Annotated in this window: 15 protein-coding genes; 13 read left to right on the plus strand and 2 right to left on the minus strand. The window is 60.3% G+C overall.

Features of this window, described 5'->3' with window-relative positions:
- Positions 1-37 precede the first annotated feature (37 nt).
- The 5 genes from PMI35_RS23505 to PMI35_RS23490 all read left to right on the plus strand — a co-directional run bounded on the left by PMI35_RS23505 (position 38) and on the right by PMI35_RS23490 (position 4,952).
- A complete protein-coding gene (locus tag PMI35_RS23505) occupies positions 38-1,342 on the plus strand; it encodes a urate hydroxylase PuuD (protein ID WP_008056964.1) in 1,305 nt (434 codons plus the stop codon).
- Between the two features lie 139 nt (positions 1,343-1,481).
- Positions 1,482-2,834 (plus strand): nucleobase:cation symporter-2 family protein, encoded by a 1,353-nt coding sequence (locus PMI35_RS23500; protein ID WP_008056967.1) that lies wholly within the window; start codon positions 1,482-1,484, stop codon positions 2,832-2,834.
- Between the two features lie 171 nt (positions 2,835-3,005).
- On the plus strand, positions 3,006-3,791 hold the full coding sequence (locus PMI35_RS23495; RefSeq protein WP_008056969.1) for an outer membrane protein OmpK: 786 nt from the start codon (positions 3,006-3,008) through the stop codon (positions 3,789-3,791).
- Position 3,792: 1 nt separating this feature from the next.
- The gene (locus PMI35_RS34585; protein WP_157295597.1) at positions 3,793-4,140 is read left to right on the plus strand and encodes a hypothetical protein; all 348 of its coding nucleotides are present in this window, start codon (positions 3,793-3,795) and stop codon (positions 4,138-4,140) included.
- 26 nt (positions 4,141-4,166) lie between these two features.
- The gene (locus tag PMI35_RS23490) at positions 4,167-4,952 is read left to right on the plus strand and encodes an outer membrane protein OmpK (RefSeq protein WP_008056970.1); all 786 of its coding nucleotides are present in this window, start codon (positions 4,167-4,169) and stop codon (positions 4,950-4,952) included.
- 131 nt (positions 4,953-5,083) lie between these two features.
- Here PMI35_RS23490 and PMI35_RS23485 read toward each other — a convergent pair whose 3' ends face one another.
- Both PMI35_RS23485 and PMI35_RS23480 read right to left on the minus strand, forming a co-directional pair.
- Positions 5,084-6,256, minus strand: coding sequence for a patatin-like phospholipase family protein (locus PMI35_RS23485; protein ID WP_008056971.1), 1,173 nt, complete (start codon positions 6,254-6,256; stop codon positions 5,084-5,086).
- A gap of 35 nt (positions 6,257-6,291) precedes the next feature.
- Positions 6,292-7,224, minus strand: coding sequence for a lipid A biosynthesis lauroyl acyltransferase (locus tag PMI35_RS23480; protein WP_008056973.1), 933 nt, complete (start codon positions 7,222-7,224; stop codon positions 6,292-6,294).
- Between the two features lie 118 nt (positions 7,225-7,342).
- Between PMI35_RS23480 and minC the strand changes: the two genes are divergently transcribed.
- The 8 genes from minC to PMI35_RS23445 all read left to right on the plus strand — a co-directional run bounded on the left by minC (position 7,343) and on the right by PMI35_RS23445 (position 15,291).
- Positions 7,343-8,080, plus strand: a complete 738-nt coding sequence (gene minC, locus PMI35_RS23475; protein ID WP_008056974.1) for a septum site-determining protein MinC — start codon at positions 7,343-7,345, stop codon at positions 8,078-8,080.
- A 200-nt stretch (positions 8,081-8,280) separates the two neighbouring features.
- On the plus strand, positions 8,281-9,093 hold the full coding sequence (minD, locus tag PMI35_RS23470; protein ID WP_008056976.1) for a septum site-determining protein MinD: 813 nt from the start codon (positions 8,281-8,283) through the stop codon (positions 9,091-9,093).
- Positions 9,094-9,096: 3 nt separating this feature from the next.
- A complete protein-coding gene (gene minE, locus PMI35_RS23465) occupies positions 9,097-9,351 on the plus strand; it encodes a cell division topological specificity factor MinE (protein ID WP_007974947.1) in 255 nt (84 codons plus the stop codon).
- A 75-nt stretch (positions 9,352-9,426) separates the two neighbouring features.
- A complete protein-coding gene (locus PMI35_RS23460; RefSeq protein ID WP_008056978.1) occupies positions 9,427-10,062 on the plus strand; it encodes an RluA family pseudouridine synthase in 636 nt (211 codons plus the stop codon).
- A 157-nt stretch (positions 10,063-10,219) separates the two neighbouring features.
- Positions 10,220-11,062: a hypothetical protein gene (locus PMI35_RS23455; protein WP_008056979.1), complete on the plus strand. Its 843-nt coding sequence runs from the start codon at positions 10,220-10,222 to the stop codon at positions 11,060-11,062.
- Between the two features lie 296 nt (positions 11,063-11,358).
- Entirely contained in the window at positions 11,359-12,648 is a 1,290-nt protein-coding gene (locus tag PMI35_RS23450; protein ID WP_008056981.1) for a M18 family aminopeptidase, read from the plus strand.
- Between the two features lie 232 nt (positions 12,649-12,880).
- Positions 12,881-13,057, plus strand: a complete 177-nt coding sequence (locus PMI35_RS34920; protein WP_008056983.1) for a hypothetical protein — start codon at positions 12,881-12,883, stop codon at positions 13,055-13,057.
- 77 nt (positions 13,058-13,134) lie between these two features.
- Positions 13,135-15,291: a mechanosensitive ion channel family protein gene (locus tag PMI35_RS23445; RefSeq protein ID WP_008056985.1), complete on the plus strand. Its 2,157-nt coding sequence runs from the start codon at positions 13,135-13,137 to the stop codon at positions 15,289-15,291.
- Positions 15,292-15,331 lie beyond the last annotated feature (40 nt).

Raw genomic sequence — 15,331 nt, forward strand, 5'->3', positions numbered from 1 at the left:
ACTCGACAACAAGAGTGACGGGCGAGAGGTAAAGACTGTGGAAGCACATCTGTTGGAATGGCTGAACCTGAGCGTGCGCTGGGTTCACATGATTACTGGCGTGGCCTGGATCGGTGCGTCGTTCTATTTCGTCTGGCTGGAGAACAACCTCAATCGGGTCAACCCGAAAAGCGGTCTGGCCGGTGACTTGTGGGCGATCCACGGCGGCGGTATCTACCACCTGGAAAAATACAAGTTGGCCCCACCGACCATGCCGGACAACCTGCACTGGTTCAAATGGGAAGCCTACTTCACCTGGATGTCGGGGATCGCGCTGCTGTGCGTGGTGTTCTACTCCAACCCGACGCTCTACCTGCTGGCTCCGGGCAGCACCCTGAGCGGCCCTGAAGGCGTGGCCATCGGTATCGGCTCGCTGTTCATCGGCTGGTTCATCTACTCCTTCCTCTGCGACTCGGCCCTGGGCAAACGCCCTGCCCTGCTGGGTTTCATCCTGTTCGTGCTGATCATCGGCGCTGCCTATGGCTTCAGCAAGGTGTTCAGCGGTCGTGGTGCGTACCTGCACGTCGGCGCGATCATCGGCACCATCATGGTCGGCAACGTGTTCCGCATCATCATGCCGGCGCAACGCGCACTGGTGGCGGCCATCGCCGAGAACCGCACGCCCGATCCGGCGCTGCCGGCCAAAGGCCTGCTGCGTTCGCGTCACAACAACTACTTCACCTTGCCAGTGCTGTTCATCATGATCAGCAACCACTTCCCGAGCACCTATGGCAGCCAGTACAACTGGTTGATCCTGGCCGGGATCGCGGTGCTGGCGGTGTTGGTGCGTCACTACTTCAACACCCGTCACGACAGCCACAAGTTTGCCTGGACCCTGCCGGTGGCAGCGGTGGGCATGATCTGCCTGGCCTACGTGTCCGGTCCGAAGCCGATGTCCAGCGCGCCGGAAGTGGCCAAGGCACCTGCCGCGATCGAGTACCAGCCTCTGCCGGAAACAGCAGTGGGGGGTGGTTTGAAACCGGCTGACGCAAAACCTGCCGAGGCGCCAGCAACCGCGCCAGCCCAGGCGTCCAACGCCGGCCCTGGTTTCGACAAGGTGCACAGCGTGATTCAGGAACGTTGCGCGGTTTGCCATTCGGCCAAACCGACCAGCCCGCTGTTCAGCGCCGCTCCCGCCGGCGTGATGTTCGACACCCCCGAGCAGATCCGCCAGAACGCGGCGCGCATCCAGGCTCAAGCCGTCGCCACCCAGATCATGCCGTTGGGCAACATCACCCAGATGACCCAGCAGGAACGTGACCTGATCGGCGCCTGGATCGTTCAGGGTGCTCCGACCAACTAAGTAGCGAAAAGCATCGCTGGCAAGCCAGCTCCCACAGGGATCACCTAAATCCTGTGGGAGCTGGCTTGCCAGCGATTGGCCGCGATGCGGTCGCCCTGATGCAAAAAATCACAAGAATAAAAATGTTCCGAGGTGTTGCATGTCCGAGCTCTCCCAAGCACGCATCCCCGACGCACCCGCCATTCAGCGTTTGCCCCTTTTGCAACTGATCCTGGTCGGTCTGCAACATGTTCTGCTGATGTACGGCGGCGCCATCGCGGTGCCGCTGATCATCGGACAGGCCGCTGGCCTGAATCGTGAAGAAATCGCCTTCCTGATCAACGCCGACCTGCTGGTCGCCGGCATCGCCACCATCGTCCAGTCTCTCGGTATCGGCCCCATGGGCATCCGCATGCCGGTGATGATGGGTGCCAGTTTCGCCGCCGTCGGCAGCATGGTCGCCATGGCGGGCATGCCGGGCATCGGCCTGCAGGGGATCTTCGGCGCGACCATCGCCGCCGGGTTCTTCGGCATGCTCATCGCGCCGTTCATGTGCAAAGTCGTGCGCTTCTTCCCGCCCCTGGTCACCGGCACGGTCATCACCTCGATCGGTTTGTCACTGTTCCCCGTGGCCGTGAACTGGGCCGGCGGCGGTGCTGACGCCGCTCAATTCGGTTCGCCGATCTACCTGACCATTGCCGCGCTGGTGCTGGGCACCATCCTGCTGGTGCATCGCTTCATGCGCGGTTTTTGGGTCAATATTTCCGTGCTGATCGGCATGTGCCTGGGCTACGTGCTCTGCGGCCTGCTGGGCATGGTCGACCTCAGTGGCATGGCCCAGGCGCCATGGCTGCAATTCGTCACCCCGCTGCACTTCGGCATGCCGAAATTCGAGCTCGCTCCGATCCTCTCGATGTGCCTGGTGGTGGTGATCATTTTCGTCGAATCCACCGGGATGTTCCTGGCCCTGGGGAAGATCACCGGCCAGGAAGTCTGCCCACGGATGCTGCGTCGCGGCTTGCTGTGCGATGCCGGCGCCTCGTTCTTCGCCGGCTTCTTCAACACCTTCACCCACTCCTCCTTCGCGCAGAACATCGGCCTGGTGCAGATGACCGGCGTGCGTTGCCGCTCGGTGACCATCGTGGCCGGCGGCTTGCTGATCGTGCTGAGCCTGCTGCCCAAGGCCGCGTTCCTCGTGGCCTCGATTCCACCGGCGGTGCTGGGCGGCGCGGCGATCGCGATGTTCGGTATGGTCGCCGCCACCGGGATCAAGATCCTGCAGGAAGCCGACATCGGTGACCGACGCAACCAATTGCTGGTGGCGGTCAGCATCGGCATGGGCCTGATCCCGGTGGTACGTCCGGAATTTTTCGCCCACCTGCCGGTGTGGATGAGCCCGATCACCCACAGCGGTATCGCCATGGCCACGCTTAGCGCCCTGACCTTGAACCTGCTGTTCAACATCCTCGGCGGCGCCGAACGCGCGGCCATCAACGACTGCCACGCCCACTAAGACAGAAACGCCCAAACCCCTGTAGGAGCGAGCCTGCTCGCGATGGACGTAAAGACACCGCGTTTAACCAGATATCACGCGTAATCGTTAACGACCTTCGCGAGCAGGCTCGCTCCTACAGGGGGCAGGGGTTTCCTGCGCCTTGAAAATAACAACAAGAGGGAGCAACAGATGATTCGTACACAGAAAAACATGCTGTTGGGTGCTGGCCTCCTGGCCGCGAGCCAAGCCATGGCCGGCGATTTGCTGTTGTGGCAAACCAACAGCCTGAGCTATCTGTACGGCAAGGATTTCGCGGTCAACCCGTCGATCCAGCAGACGATCACCTTCGAACACGCCGATCGCTGGAAGTACGGCGACAACTTCATGTTCGTCGACAGCACCTACTACAACGGCGAGAAGGACCGCAACAAAGGCTCTCACGCCTACTACGGCGAGTTCAGCCCGCGCCTGTCCTTCGGCAAGATCCTCGACCGCCGTTTCGAATTCGGCCCGATCAAGGACGTGTTGCTGGCCATGACCTACGAGAATGGCGAAGACGACACCGAGGCCTACCTCATTGGCCCCGGTTTCGACATCGCGATACCGGGCTTCAACTTTTTCACCTTGAACTTCTACTATCGCCAGACCGAAGGCTCGCGTCCCGGCGACGATGTCTGGCAGATCTCGCCGGCCTGGTCCTACACCGTGCCACTGGGCAACTCGAGCCTGTTGATCGACGGCTACCTCGACTGGGTCGTCGACAACGACCAGAACTCGCGCGGCACCTATCACGCCAACCTGCACTTCAACCCGCAGATCAAATACGACCTGGGCAAAACCCTCGGCTGGCGCGAAAAACAGGTGTACGTCGGCGTCGAATACAGCTACTGGAAAGACAAGTACGGCATCGAAAACAACGGCAACTTCGACACCAATGAAAACACCACCAGCCTGCTGGTGAAGGTGCATTTCTAAGATGATCCGCAACCGTGCCCCAAACCTGTCGTCGGTGCGCTGTTGCGGGGCACTTGAGACCTGGCCGAGGAGTCAGTATTCTCCGCGGCCGCCTGAATCCGCTTTAAAAAAAAGCCCGGATTTAATTCCTGACCAGAAAGCCAACTTATCCCGGCTCTGGACGGTACCAAGGCATCCCCAAACCACTCTCAATCGACTGTTTTCAAGCAGCCGAGCGGGAGTTTTTTTGTTTTCTGAAAGCCTTGGCGCAGCTCTTGCTAACAGCACAAAGCTGACCGAATGGATGATTTTTTTGCAGCTACGGAAAAAGGCGCCACACCAGAGCGTCGACCTTAAAAAAATAACGTGAAACCACTACTTTTTGGGAGCAACCGAATGAAACGTACGTGCACTAGCCTGATGCTGGCAGGATCGTTGCTGGCAGGGGGTCAGGCCATGGCCGGCGACTTGCTGCAATGGCAGAACAACAGCCTGACCTACCTGTATGGCAAGGACTTCCAGGTCAACCCGCGCATCCAGCAGACGGTGACCTTCGAACACGCCGACGGCTGGAAATACGGCGACAACTTCTTCTTCATCGACAAAATCTTCTACAACGGCAAGGAAGACGCCTTCGCGGGCAAGAACACCCACTACGGCGAATTCAGCCCGCGTTTGTCGTTCAACAAGATTTTCGATCAGAAGCTGGAGTTCGGCCCGATCAAGGACGTGCTGCTGGCCATGACCTATGAGTTCGGCGAAGACGACACCGAGTCGTACCTGATCGGCCCGGGTTTCGACCTGGCCATCCCCGGTTTCGACTACTTCCAGCTGAACTTCTACAACCGCCACACCGAAGGCGACCGCCCGGGTGACGATGTCTGGCAGATCACTCCAGCCTGGTCCTACACCATTCCGGTGGGTGACTCGAGCATCCTGATCGACGGTTTCATGGACTGGGTGGTCGACAACGACGTCAACAAGAAAGGCGAATACCACGCCAACCTGCACTTCAACCCACAGATCAAATATGACCTGGGCAAGGCGCTGAGCCTGGGCGAAAAGCAGTTGTACGTGGGTGTCGAGTATGACTACTGGAAAAACAAGTACGGTATCGAAGACAGCCAGGGCTTCAAGACCGATCAGAGCGTGACCAGCTTCCTGGTCAAGGTGCACTTCTGATCCGGCGGCGCCTGTAAGGACGCCTTCGCGGGCAAGCCCGCTCCCACAGGTTTTTTCGTCGTACGAAGATTTTGTGTCCGACGCCAATCACTGTGGGAGCGGGCTTGCCCGCGATGGCCGCACCGCAGATCTCAAGCCGAAACCACAGGTTCCGCCAACCCGAGAAACCGGCAAATCTCCCCGCGCTTGGCCAACGCATCCCGCCGCCCCAGATCAATCAACTCGCTGCAATACCCCGCCTCGAACAGCAGATAACTCAACACCCCTGCCCCGCTTGTCCTGGTCGCCCCCGGCCCGCGCAAGAACAGGCGCAGCGCCGCTGGCAGCTCCTGGCGATGGCGTGCGGCGATCTCGTCGATCGGCTGACTGGGTGAAATCACCAGCACCTCGACTGGCGCCACCCCCAGCGTACGGATCGGCGTGCCATCGGGCATGAGGCGGCTGAACTGATTCAAGCGCTGCAAGAGCTCGATATCGCTTTCCAGGCTGTCGATGAACGTACTGTTGAGCATGTGTCCACCAATCTGCGCCAGGGTTGGCTGCTGACCCGTGTAGGCGCGTTGCAGCGGTTGCTCCGGGTCGAACCCACGCGGGTTGCCGCTGACGCCCACCACCAGCACCCGGTTGGCGCCCAGGTGCAGGGCCGGGCTGATCGGTGCCGACTGGCGCACCGCGCCGTCGCCGAAATACTCTTCGCCGATTTTCACTGGAGCGAACAGCAGCGGAATGGCCGAACTGGCGAGCAAATGGTCAACCGACAATTGTGTGGGAACGCCGATCCGCCGATGACGCAACCAGGCATCGATGGTGCCGCCGCCCTGATAGAACGTCACCGCCTGACCGGATTCGTAGCCGAACGCCGTGACCGCAACCGCCTGCAATTGCTTTTGCGCGATGGCGTGGGCAATGCCGCCCATGTGCAGTTTGTCGTCGAGCAACCCCCGTAGCGGCGAGCTGTTGAGCAACGCCACGGGCACCTGGCCACCAAGGCCCAACAAGCTGTGACTGACGAACCGGGTGGCCTGGCTGATCACGCCCGGCCAGTCGCTGCGCAACACCAGGTGGCTGCGAAAACCCTGCCAGAACGCCGTCAGCCGCTCGATGGCCGCGCGAAAATCCATCGCCCCGCTGGCCAGGCTGACCGCATTGATCGCCCCGGCGGAGGTGCCGACAATCACCGGAAAAGGATTGTCCGCACCCAAGGGCAACAACTCGGCAATCGCCGCCAGCACGCCCACCTGATAGGCCGCCCGAGCCCCGCCGCCGGAAAGGCTCAACCCCGTGACGGGTTCAGCAGGACTCATCGCAACACTCCATGGTGCATGTCGGGATCGGCCGTTCAGCCGCGTTTTGCGTACAGCTTCGGTTCGCCGGGCGGACGGCTCTTGAAGCGGCGATGGGCCCAGAGGTATTGCTCTGGACAATCACGCAAGACGCCTTCGATCCATTGGTTGATGCGCAAGCAGTCGGCTTCTTCGGTTTCACCAGGAAAGCCTTCGAGCGGTGCGTGGATCACCAGGCGATAACCACTGCCGTCCGCCAGGCGCTCCTGGGTGAACGGCACCACCAGTGCCTTGCCCAGCCGCGCGAATTTGCTGGTGGCGGTGACGGTAGCGGCCTGTATGCCGAACAACGGCACGAAAATGCTTTGCTTGGCGCCATAGTCCTGGTCCGGTGCGTACCAGATCGCGCGGCCGGCCCGCAGCAACTTGAGCATGCCACGCACATCCTCGCGCTCCACGGCGAGCGAATCGAGATTATGCCGCTCGCGACCGCGACGCTGTACATAGTCGAATAGCGGGTTCTTGTGTTCGCGGTACATGCCGTCGATGGTGTGCTGCTGGCCAAGCAGCGCCGCACCGATTTCCAGCGTGGTGAAGTGGACGGCCATCAGGATCACGCCCTTGCCTTCGCGCTGGGCATTCTTCAGGTGCTCCAGGCCCTCGACATGGGCCAGTTTCGCCAGCCGCTCGCGCGACCACCACCAGCTCATCGCCATTTCAAAGAAGGCGATACCGGTGGACGCGAAGTTCTCCTTGAGCAGGCGCTTGCGCTCGGCTGCGGATTTTTCCGGGAAGCACAGCTCGAGATTCCGCTTGGCAATGCGCCGCCGGTCGGCCGCTGCCCGATACATCAAGGCGCCCAGGCCCCGACCGATCCACAGCAATGCAGGGTACGGCAGCTGGACAATCAGCCATAACAGCCCCAGGCCGCACCAGAGCAGCCAGAAACGCGGCATCAGAAAAGTTGTTCGAAAACGCGGGCGATCCATTAAAGGTTCCGAAAAGACGTTGGCCGCGCATTCTACATCGTTCGACCCGGCTTGCGGCTCGCGGGCGTTCTCGTTATAAGTCTGGGCACTTTTAGTGACAAGTCGTTGTATGCCGACCATGAGCCAAACCGAACTGCTAGACCAAGATCCCGTGTTCCAGTTGAAGGGCAGCATGCTTGCCATAACGGTGCTGGAACTGGCCCGAAATGACCTTGAAGGCCTCGATCGGCAGTTGGCCGCCAAGGTCGCCCAGGCGCCGAACTTCTTCAGTAACGCGCCGCTGGTCCTGGCCCTGGACAAGCTCCCGGCCAACGGCGGCACCGTCGATCTGCCCGGCCTGATGCGCATCTGCCGCCAGCATGGCCTGCGTACCCTGGCTATCCGCGCCAACCGCATCGAAGACATCGCGGCGGCCATCGCAGTCGACCTGCCGGTACTGCCGCCGTCCGGGGCCCGTGAACGGGCGCTGGACCTGAACGAAGGCGTCGTGGCGAAAAAGCCGGAAAAACCAGCGGAACCGACCATCAAGCCGACGAAAATCATCACTTCGCCCGTACGCGGTGGCCAGCAGATTTATGCCCAGGGCAGCGATCTGGTGGTGATCTCCTCGGTCAGCCCGGGGGCGGAACTTCTCGCCGATGGGAACATCCATGTATACGGCGCGATGCGCGGTCGTGTGCTGGCGGGCGTCAAAGGCGACACCAAGGCACGAATTTTCTGCCAGCAAATGAGCGCTGAACTGATCTCCATCGCCGGTCATTACAAGGTCTCCGAAGATCTGCGCCGCGACCCGTTGTGGGGCTCGGGCGTGCAGGTCAGCCTGTCAGGCGACGTGTTGAACATCATTCGGCTTTAACGGATACTGCCGCATTTTCCAAGCATCTCTAAAACGTAGCGAAAACGGCTCAAACGAAGTAGGAAACAGGCTACAAACAGTGTTTACCGGGGGTAAATACCGTCTGCGGCCATATTCCAGCCAAGGCTGTCCCGCTGCTGTAGTTTTCAAGAGATGTTTTTCAGGGGCTAAAAGTCCTTTTTCCTTAGGGGTGAAACACCTTGGCCAAGATTCTCGTGGTTACATCCGGCAAGGGTGGTGTGGGTAAGACCACCACCAGCGCCGCTATCGGTACCGGCCTCGCTCTGCGCGGTCACAAAACAGTCATCGTCGACTTCGACGTCGGTTTGCGTAACCTCGACCTGATCATGGGTTGCGAGCGCCGCGTGGTGTATGACTTCGTCAACGTGGTCAACGGCGAAGCCAACCTGCAACAGGCCCTGATCAAAGACAAGCGCCTGGAAAACCTCTACGTACTGGCGGCCAGCCAGACCCGCGACAAAGACGCGCTGACGGTCGAAGGCGTGGAAAAAGTCCTGATGCAACTCAAGGAAGACTTCGAGTTCGTGGTCTGCGACTCCCCGGCGGGCATCGAAAAAGGCGCCCACCTGGCCATGTACTTCGCTGACGAAGCGATCGTGGTGACCAACCCGGAAGTGTCCTCGGTACGAGATTCGGACCGCATGCTCGGCCTGCTGGCCAGCAAGTCCCGTCGCGCCGAGCGCGGCGAAGACCCGATCAAGGAACACCTGCTGATTACCCGTTACCATCCAGAGCGCGTGAGCAAGGGCGAAATGCTCGGCGTCGAAGACGTCAAGGAAATCCTCTCGGTGGCGCTGCTCGGCGTGATCCCTGAATCCCAGGCGGTGCTCAAGGCATCCAACCAGGGCGTTCCGGTGATTCTCGACGACCAGAGCGATGCCGGCCAGGCTTACAGCGATACCGTTGACCGCCTGCTGGGCAAAACCGTGGAACATCGTTTCCTCGATGTACAGAAGAAGGGATTCTTCGAGCGCCTGTTTGGAGGCAACTAAACAATGAACCTTTTTGACTTCTTTCGTGCCAACAAAAAGCAAAGCACCGCGTCGGTAGCGAAAGAGCGTCTACAGATCATCGTGGCGCACGAACGCGGCCAACGCAGTACCCCGGATTACCTGCCAGCCTTGCAGAAGGAACTGGTCGAAGTGATTCGCAAGTACGTCAATATCGGGTCCGATGACGTGCACGTCGCACTGGAAAGCCAGGGCAGCTGCTCGATTCTGGAACTCAATATCACCCTGCCAGATCGCTGAGTCGATCCGGCTGGAACCACGGCGGTCAGGCCTGCAGGTCTGAACCGCCGTTGGCGTTTGTAACGAGGCTGTTTAATGCCGCTGTCCAATATCCACATCATCCATGAGGACGCCGCTGTCCTGGTGGTAAACAAACCCACCCTGTTGCTCTCCGTGCCCGGCCGGGCCGACGACAACAAGGACTGCCTGATTACCCGCCTGCAGGAAAACGGCTACCCGGAAGCGCGAATCGTCCATCGACTGGATTGGGAAACCTCCGGCATCATCCTGCTGGCCCGTGATGCCGACACACACCGTGAACTGTCCAGGCAATTTCACGATCGCGAAACCGAAAAAGCCTACACCGCATTGTGCTGGGGCCAGCCGGCCCTCGACAGTGGCAGCATCGACTTGCCGCTGCGCTACGACCCGCCGACCAAGCCACGCCACGTGGTGGACCATGAATTCGGCAAACACGCCCTGACCTTCTGGCGTGTACTGGAGCGCTGCGGCGATTGGTGTCGCGTCGAACTCACGCCGATCACCGGGCGCTCGCACCAATTGCGCGTGCACATGCTGTCGATCGGTCACCCATTGCTGGGCGATGGACTCTACGCCCATGAGCAAGCCCTGGCCGCCTGGCCACGCCTGTGCCTGCATGCGAGCATGCTCAGCTTCACTCACCCGCAGAGCGGTGAGCGACTGCGCTTCGAGTGCCCCGCACCTTTTTGAGCGAGTGACCACTGAAACTCTTTGAAACGCCCTTCCTTTGAAGGGCGTTGTCATTTGCCGTTACAAATAACCAATCATGGAAATTTCGTGAAATCATTGTCATAATTTTGTAATGAATCGTAAAATAATGGCAATTTGATACCAGGCAGGAAGCCCCGTGCTCAGCAGTAAAAAGCTTCAAAGCGACTACCCCATCACCTTTGTATCCGGCAATACCACCCTGCACCTGTGCCAGCCACCCAGCGTCGAAGCGCAACAGGCGCTTGAACAACTCATAAAAAAACGCAAAGCCAACAAGCTCACGCGGGCGAGTGCACCGCTGTCCTCTGGCCCCAGGCCGCTGTTTGCCAAGGTGCAGCCATTGGATACATTCAAGGCAAAAGTGCGCGTCACCCTGGGCAAACCACAGCGCAACGGTCGGTTCGACTGGCCACTGGAAGAGTTGCTGAACACCCGGGAAGCCCAGCGCCGCGGTGCTCCAATGCCCGCGCTGGAGGGATATGGCTATACACGGGATCGTCTGGGCCTGACCCGCGAATACTTCATCCTCACGCGCCTGCTCGATGAGCACATCGACGGTATGCGGTGGCTTAAACACAACCCGGACAAGGTCGTAACCTTCATTCTCAACGCGTTCGAATTGCTTGGCTCGCTGTCCCGAAAGAACATCACCCATATGGATTTCTGGGCCGGCAATATCATGATCCCCAAAAAGTCGCAAAAACCGTTGCAAGCCATAGACTTTGAAAACTGTTTTGCCGAGCCACCCCCTCACTTCAGTGCGACGCTCGGTTTTCAGTTGGGGTTCTTCTATCACCGCGAAATCTACAAACTGATTACCGAAGCCGACTATGACCACCTGGTTGATCAATACATCCAGGCGCTTCCCGGCGTTTCGCGAAAACAGTTCGATGAGGCTTATCACCCGAGTAAACACGAACATGTCGGACGTAAACAGCGACGTGAAGTCTTCCTCAGCGGCAAATTGATCACCGGTTGACAGCGGCACCTGGCCATTGGACCGGGTAGACATTTCCAGACGACAGCGCACCTGCATTGCCCCAGGCCAATACGGTCAACTTGCACTCCTGTTGCCTGGGGCTACTTTTGAGCTACGACTGCGAACGCCCGGACTACATCAAGCTCGGCCGCTGCCTGCAAGCCCATGGCATCTCGTCCAACAACAGTTTCAAGCTGTATAACATTGAGCACCTGGCCAGGCCTGGCGCTGAAAGCTCTTGTCCAATGCTTCGGGCCAATACGTTAAACTGGCGCCATTGCTGTCTGGAGCTACTTATGCGCGAAGAGTTGAACCAAGGCCTGATCGATTTCCTCAAGGCCTCCCCTACCCCGTTTCATGCCACCGCCAGCCTTGTTCAGCGACTGGAAGCGGCGGGCTTCCAACGCCTGGACGAACGCGAGCCATGGAACACCGAAGCCAATGGTCGCTACTACGTCACCCGCAATGACTCGTCGATCGTCGCGATCAAGATGGGCCGGCACTCGCCGCTGCACGGCGGCATTCGACTGGTCGGCGCCCACACCGACAGCCCGTGCCTGCGGGTCAAGCCCCAGCCGGAGTTGCAACGCCAGGGTTTCTGGCAATTGGGCGTGGAAGTTTATGGCGGCGCGCTGCTGGCCCCCTGGTTCGACCGCGACCTGTCCCTGGCCGGTCGTGTCACTTTCCGTCGTGACGGCAAGGTCGAGAGCCAGCTGATCGACTTCAAGGCACCGATCGCGATCATCCCCAACCTGGCCATTCACCTCAACCGTGAAGCCAACATGGGCTGGGCAATCAACGCCCAGACCGAACTGCCGCCGGTACTGGCGCAATTCGCCGGGGACGAACGCGTGGACTTCCGCGCCGTGCTCACCGATCAGCTGGCCCGCGAACACGGCCTGAACGCCGATGTCGTGCTGGATTACGAACTAAGCTTCTACGACACCCAAAGCGCGGCCGTCATCGGCCTGCACGGCGATTTCATCGCCGGTGCGCGCCTGGACAACCTGCTGTCATGTTATGCCGGCCTGCAAGCGCTGCTGACCACCGACACCGATGAAACCTGCGTCCTGGTCTGCAATGACCATGAGGAAGTCGGTTCCTGCTCGGCCTGTGGCGCCGACGGCCCGATGCTTGAGCAGACGTTGCGTCGCCTGCTGCCGGAAGGCGATGAGTTCGTACGCACCATTCAGAAATCCCTGCTGATCTCGGCCGACAACGCCCACGGCGTGCACCCCAACTACGCCGACAAGCACGATGCCAATCACGGCCCGAAACTCAACGCCGGCCCCGTGATCAAGGTCAACAGCAACCAGCGCTACGCCACCAACAGCGAAACCGCCGGGTTCTTCCGTCACCTGTGCATGGCCGAAGAAGTGCCGGTACAGAGCTTCGTGGTGCGCAGCGACATGGGTTGCGGGTCGACCATCGGCCCGATCACCGCCAGCCACCTGGGTGTGCGTACCGTGGACATCGGCCTGCCGACCTTCGCGATGCATTCGATCCGCGAGCTGTGCGGCAGCCATGACCTGGCGCATCTGGTGAAGGTGCTCAGCGCGTTCTACGCCTGCCGCGAGCTACCGTAACCCCCGTACCCGTTGGAGCCAGGCTTGCCGGTGAACAAGACGCTACGGTGCCCCTGGTACACCGCGTCATCGTTCTTCGCCGGCAAGTCGGATCGCCTCCTACGGAAAAACAGACGATGCGGTGTCCCTGGCACACCGCGTCATCGTTCTTCGCGGGTAAGTCGAATTGCCGCACGGCAGCCCCCACAAAGCCACCTAAACTTCACTTATCCCTTTCGACAAGGCAGTCGCCATGATCACAATGTCCTCGTTCCACGCCATGCTCATCCCCATTCTTATCGGGATGATCATGCTGGCAGTCGGCTTCAATTTTCGCGACAAGAACGCTGGCGTGCTCGCCATGTGGCTCGGCATGCTGTTGATCCTGGCCACGGTGATCTTCAAGATCCTCGCCAAACTCAACGAATAAATCCCCACCCCCGCTCGCATTGGTTTTGACGGGCTCGTACACTCGGTCGATCTGCCCATTTAGAGGTTGACCGCCTAGTGTTCGCTCGCCTGTTCGCCCTGCCGTGCCTTTTCCTAATCAGCCTGATGACACTGATGGCGCCAGCGCCTGCCCAGGCCGCCGGGCTGCCGAGCCTGCTTGGCAGCCCGGCAAAAACCCAACCTGAGGCGCAGGAACCCCTTGGGCAATCCCTGGACGAAGTCATCAAGTCGCTGGAGAACGATCAGCAGCGCAGCAAACTGCTGGCGGATCTGAAGAAGCTGCGCGATGCCACCAAAAAAGCCCAACCGGCCGCCGAAGAAGGCGTGCTGGGCCTGATTGGCGGAACCCTGGCCAGTTTCGAAAAACAATTCTCCGGCGCCGACAGCCCGATCACTCGCTGGTCCAGCGAGTTCGACCTGGCCAAGGATGAATTGATGGCGCTGGCACTGCCGGCCAGCGAGTGGCTGCCGATCATCTTCGCCTTTGCCATGATCCTGATGGTCTGGAGCCTGCTGGCGGCGGCGCTGATCTGGGTCAGCCATCGAGTCCGAATGCGTTTCGGCCTGACCGAAGAACTGCCGCAACACCCCAGGGCCCTGGACATGCTGCGTTTCGCCCTGCGCAAGCTGGGGCCGTGGCTGATTGCCCTGGTCATCACCGTCTACATGAGTTACGCCCTGCCATCGTCACTCGGCAAAAGCCTGGCCATGGTGCTGGCTTACGCTCTGGTGGTCGGCACCTGTTTCTCCGCGATCTGCGTGATTGCCTTTTCCCTGCTCGACGGCCCGCACCGTCACCGGGCCCTGTACATCCTGCGGCACCAGGCCTTCCGCCCGCTGTGGCTGATCGGCAGTTTCGCCGCTTTCGGTGAAGCCCTGAACGACCCGCGCCTGACGGAAAGCCTTGGCGTGCACCTGGCCCACACCGCGGCGACGGTAGCCAATGTACTGGCGGCATTGTCCACGGGATTGTTCATCCTGCGTTTCCGCCGCCCGATTGCCCACTTGATCCGCAACCAGCCGCTGTCCCGGCGCCTGACCCGCCGCGCCCTCAGCGACACCATCGAAATTCTCGGCACCTTCTGGTTTGTACCGGCGCTGGTGCTGGTGGGGATTTCCCTGTTCGCTACCTTCGTCTCGGCCGGCGACACCAGTACCGCGCTGCGCCAGTCGCTGATCTGCACCGTGTTGCTGGTGTTGTGCATGGTCATCAATGGCCTGGTGCGCCGCCACGCGCTCAAACCGCAGCGCGGCGCGAAGCGTCACGCCCTGTATTCGGAACGCCTGAAAAACTTCTTCTACACCCTGGCCCATCTGTTGGTATGGCTGGCATTCATCGAGCTGGGACTGCGGGTCTGGGGCATGTCGCTGATCAGCTTCACTGAAGGCGAAGGCCATGAGGTCAGCGTCAAACTGTTCAGCCTTATCGGCACGCTGATCTTTGCCTGGCTGATCTGGATCCTCAGCGACACCGCCGTGCATCACGCCCTCACTCGCTCGCGCAAAGGCCTGGCCAACGCCCGCGCACAGACCATGATGCCGCTGATCCGCAACGTGCTGTTCGTGGCGATTTTCATCATCGCGCTGATTGTCGCCCTGGCGAACATGGGCATGAACGTTACGCCACTGCTGGCCGGTGCCGGCGTGATCGGCCTGGCCATCGGTTTCGGCGCACAATCGCTGGTGGCAGACCTGATTACCGGCCTGTTCATCATCATCGAAGACTCCCTGGCCATCGACGACTACGTGGACGTCGGCGGCCACCTGGGCACCGTCGAGGGCCTGACCATTCGCACCGTACGCCTGCGGGACATCGATGGCATCGTCCACACCATTCCGTTCAGCGAAATCAAGAGCATCAAGAATTACTCCCGGGAATTCGGCTACGCGATCTTCCGGGTCGCGGTGCCTGCCAGCATGGACATCGACAATGCGATCAAGCTGATGCGCGACGTCGGCCAGAAAATGCGCACCGATCCGCTGCAACGGCGCAATATCTGGTCGCCCCTGGAGTTCCAGGGCGTGGAGAGTTTCGAGTCCGGCAATGCGATTCTGCGGGCCCGGTTCAAGACCGCGCCGATCAAGCAATGGGAAGTTTCACGGGCGTTCAACCTGTCGCTCAAACGGCATCTGGATGAAGCCGGGCTGGACCTGGCGACACCGCGCATGAGCATTCAGGTGGTGACGGCGGGTGGTGGGCCAGCTGCGGAATAATCCCAAAACCCATGCATAAAAAATCCCCGAACCAGTCGGG

This window comes from Pseudomonas sp. GM78 (genome assembly GCF_000282475.1).
Classification (GTDB): Bacteria; Pseudomonadota; Gammaproteobacteria; order Pseudomonadales; family Pseudomonadaceae; genus Aquipseudomonas.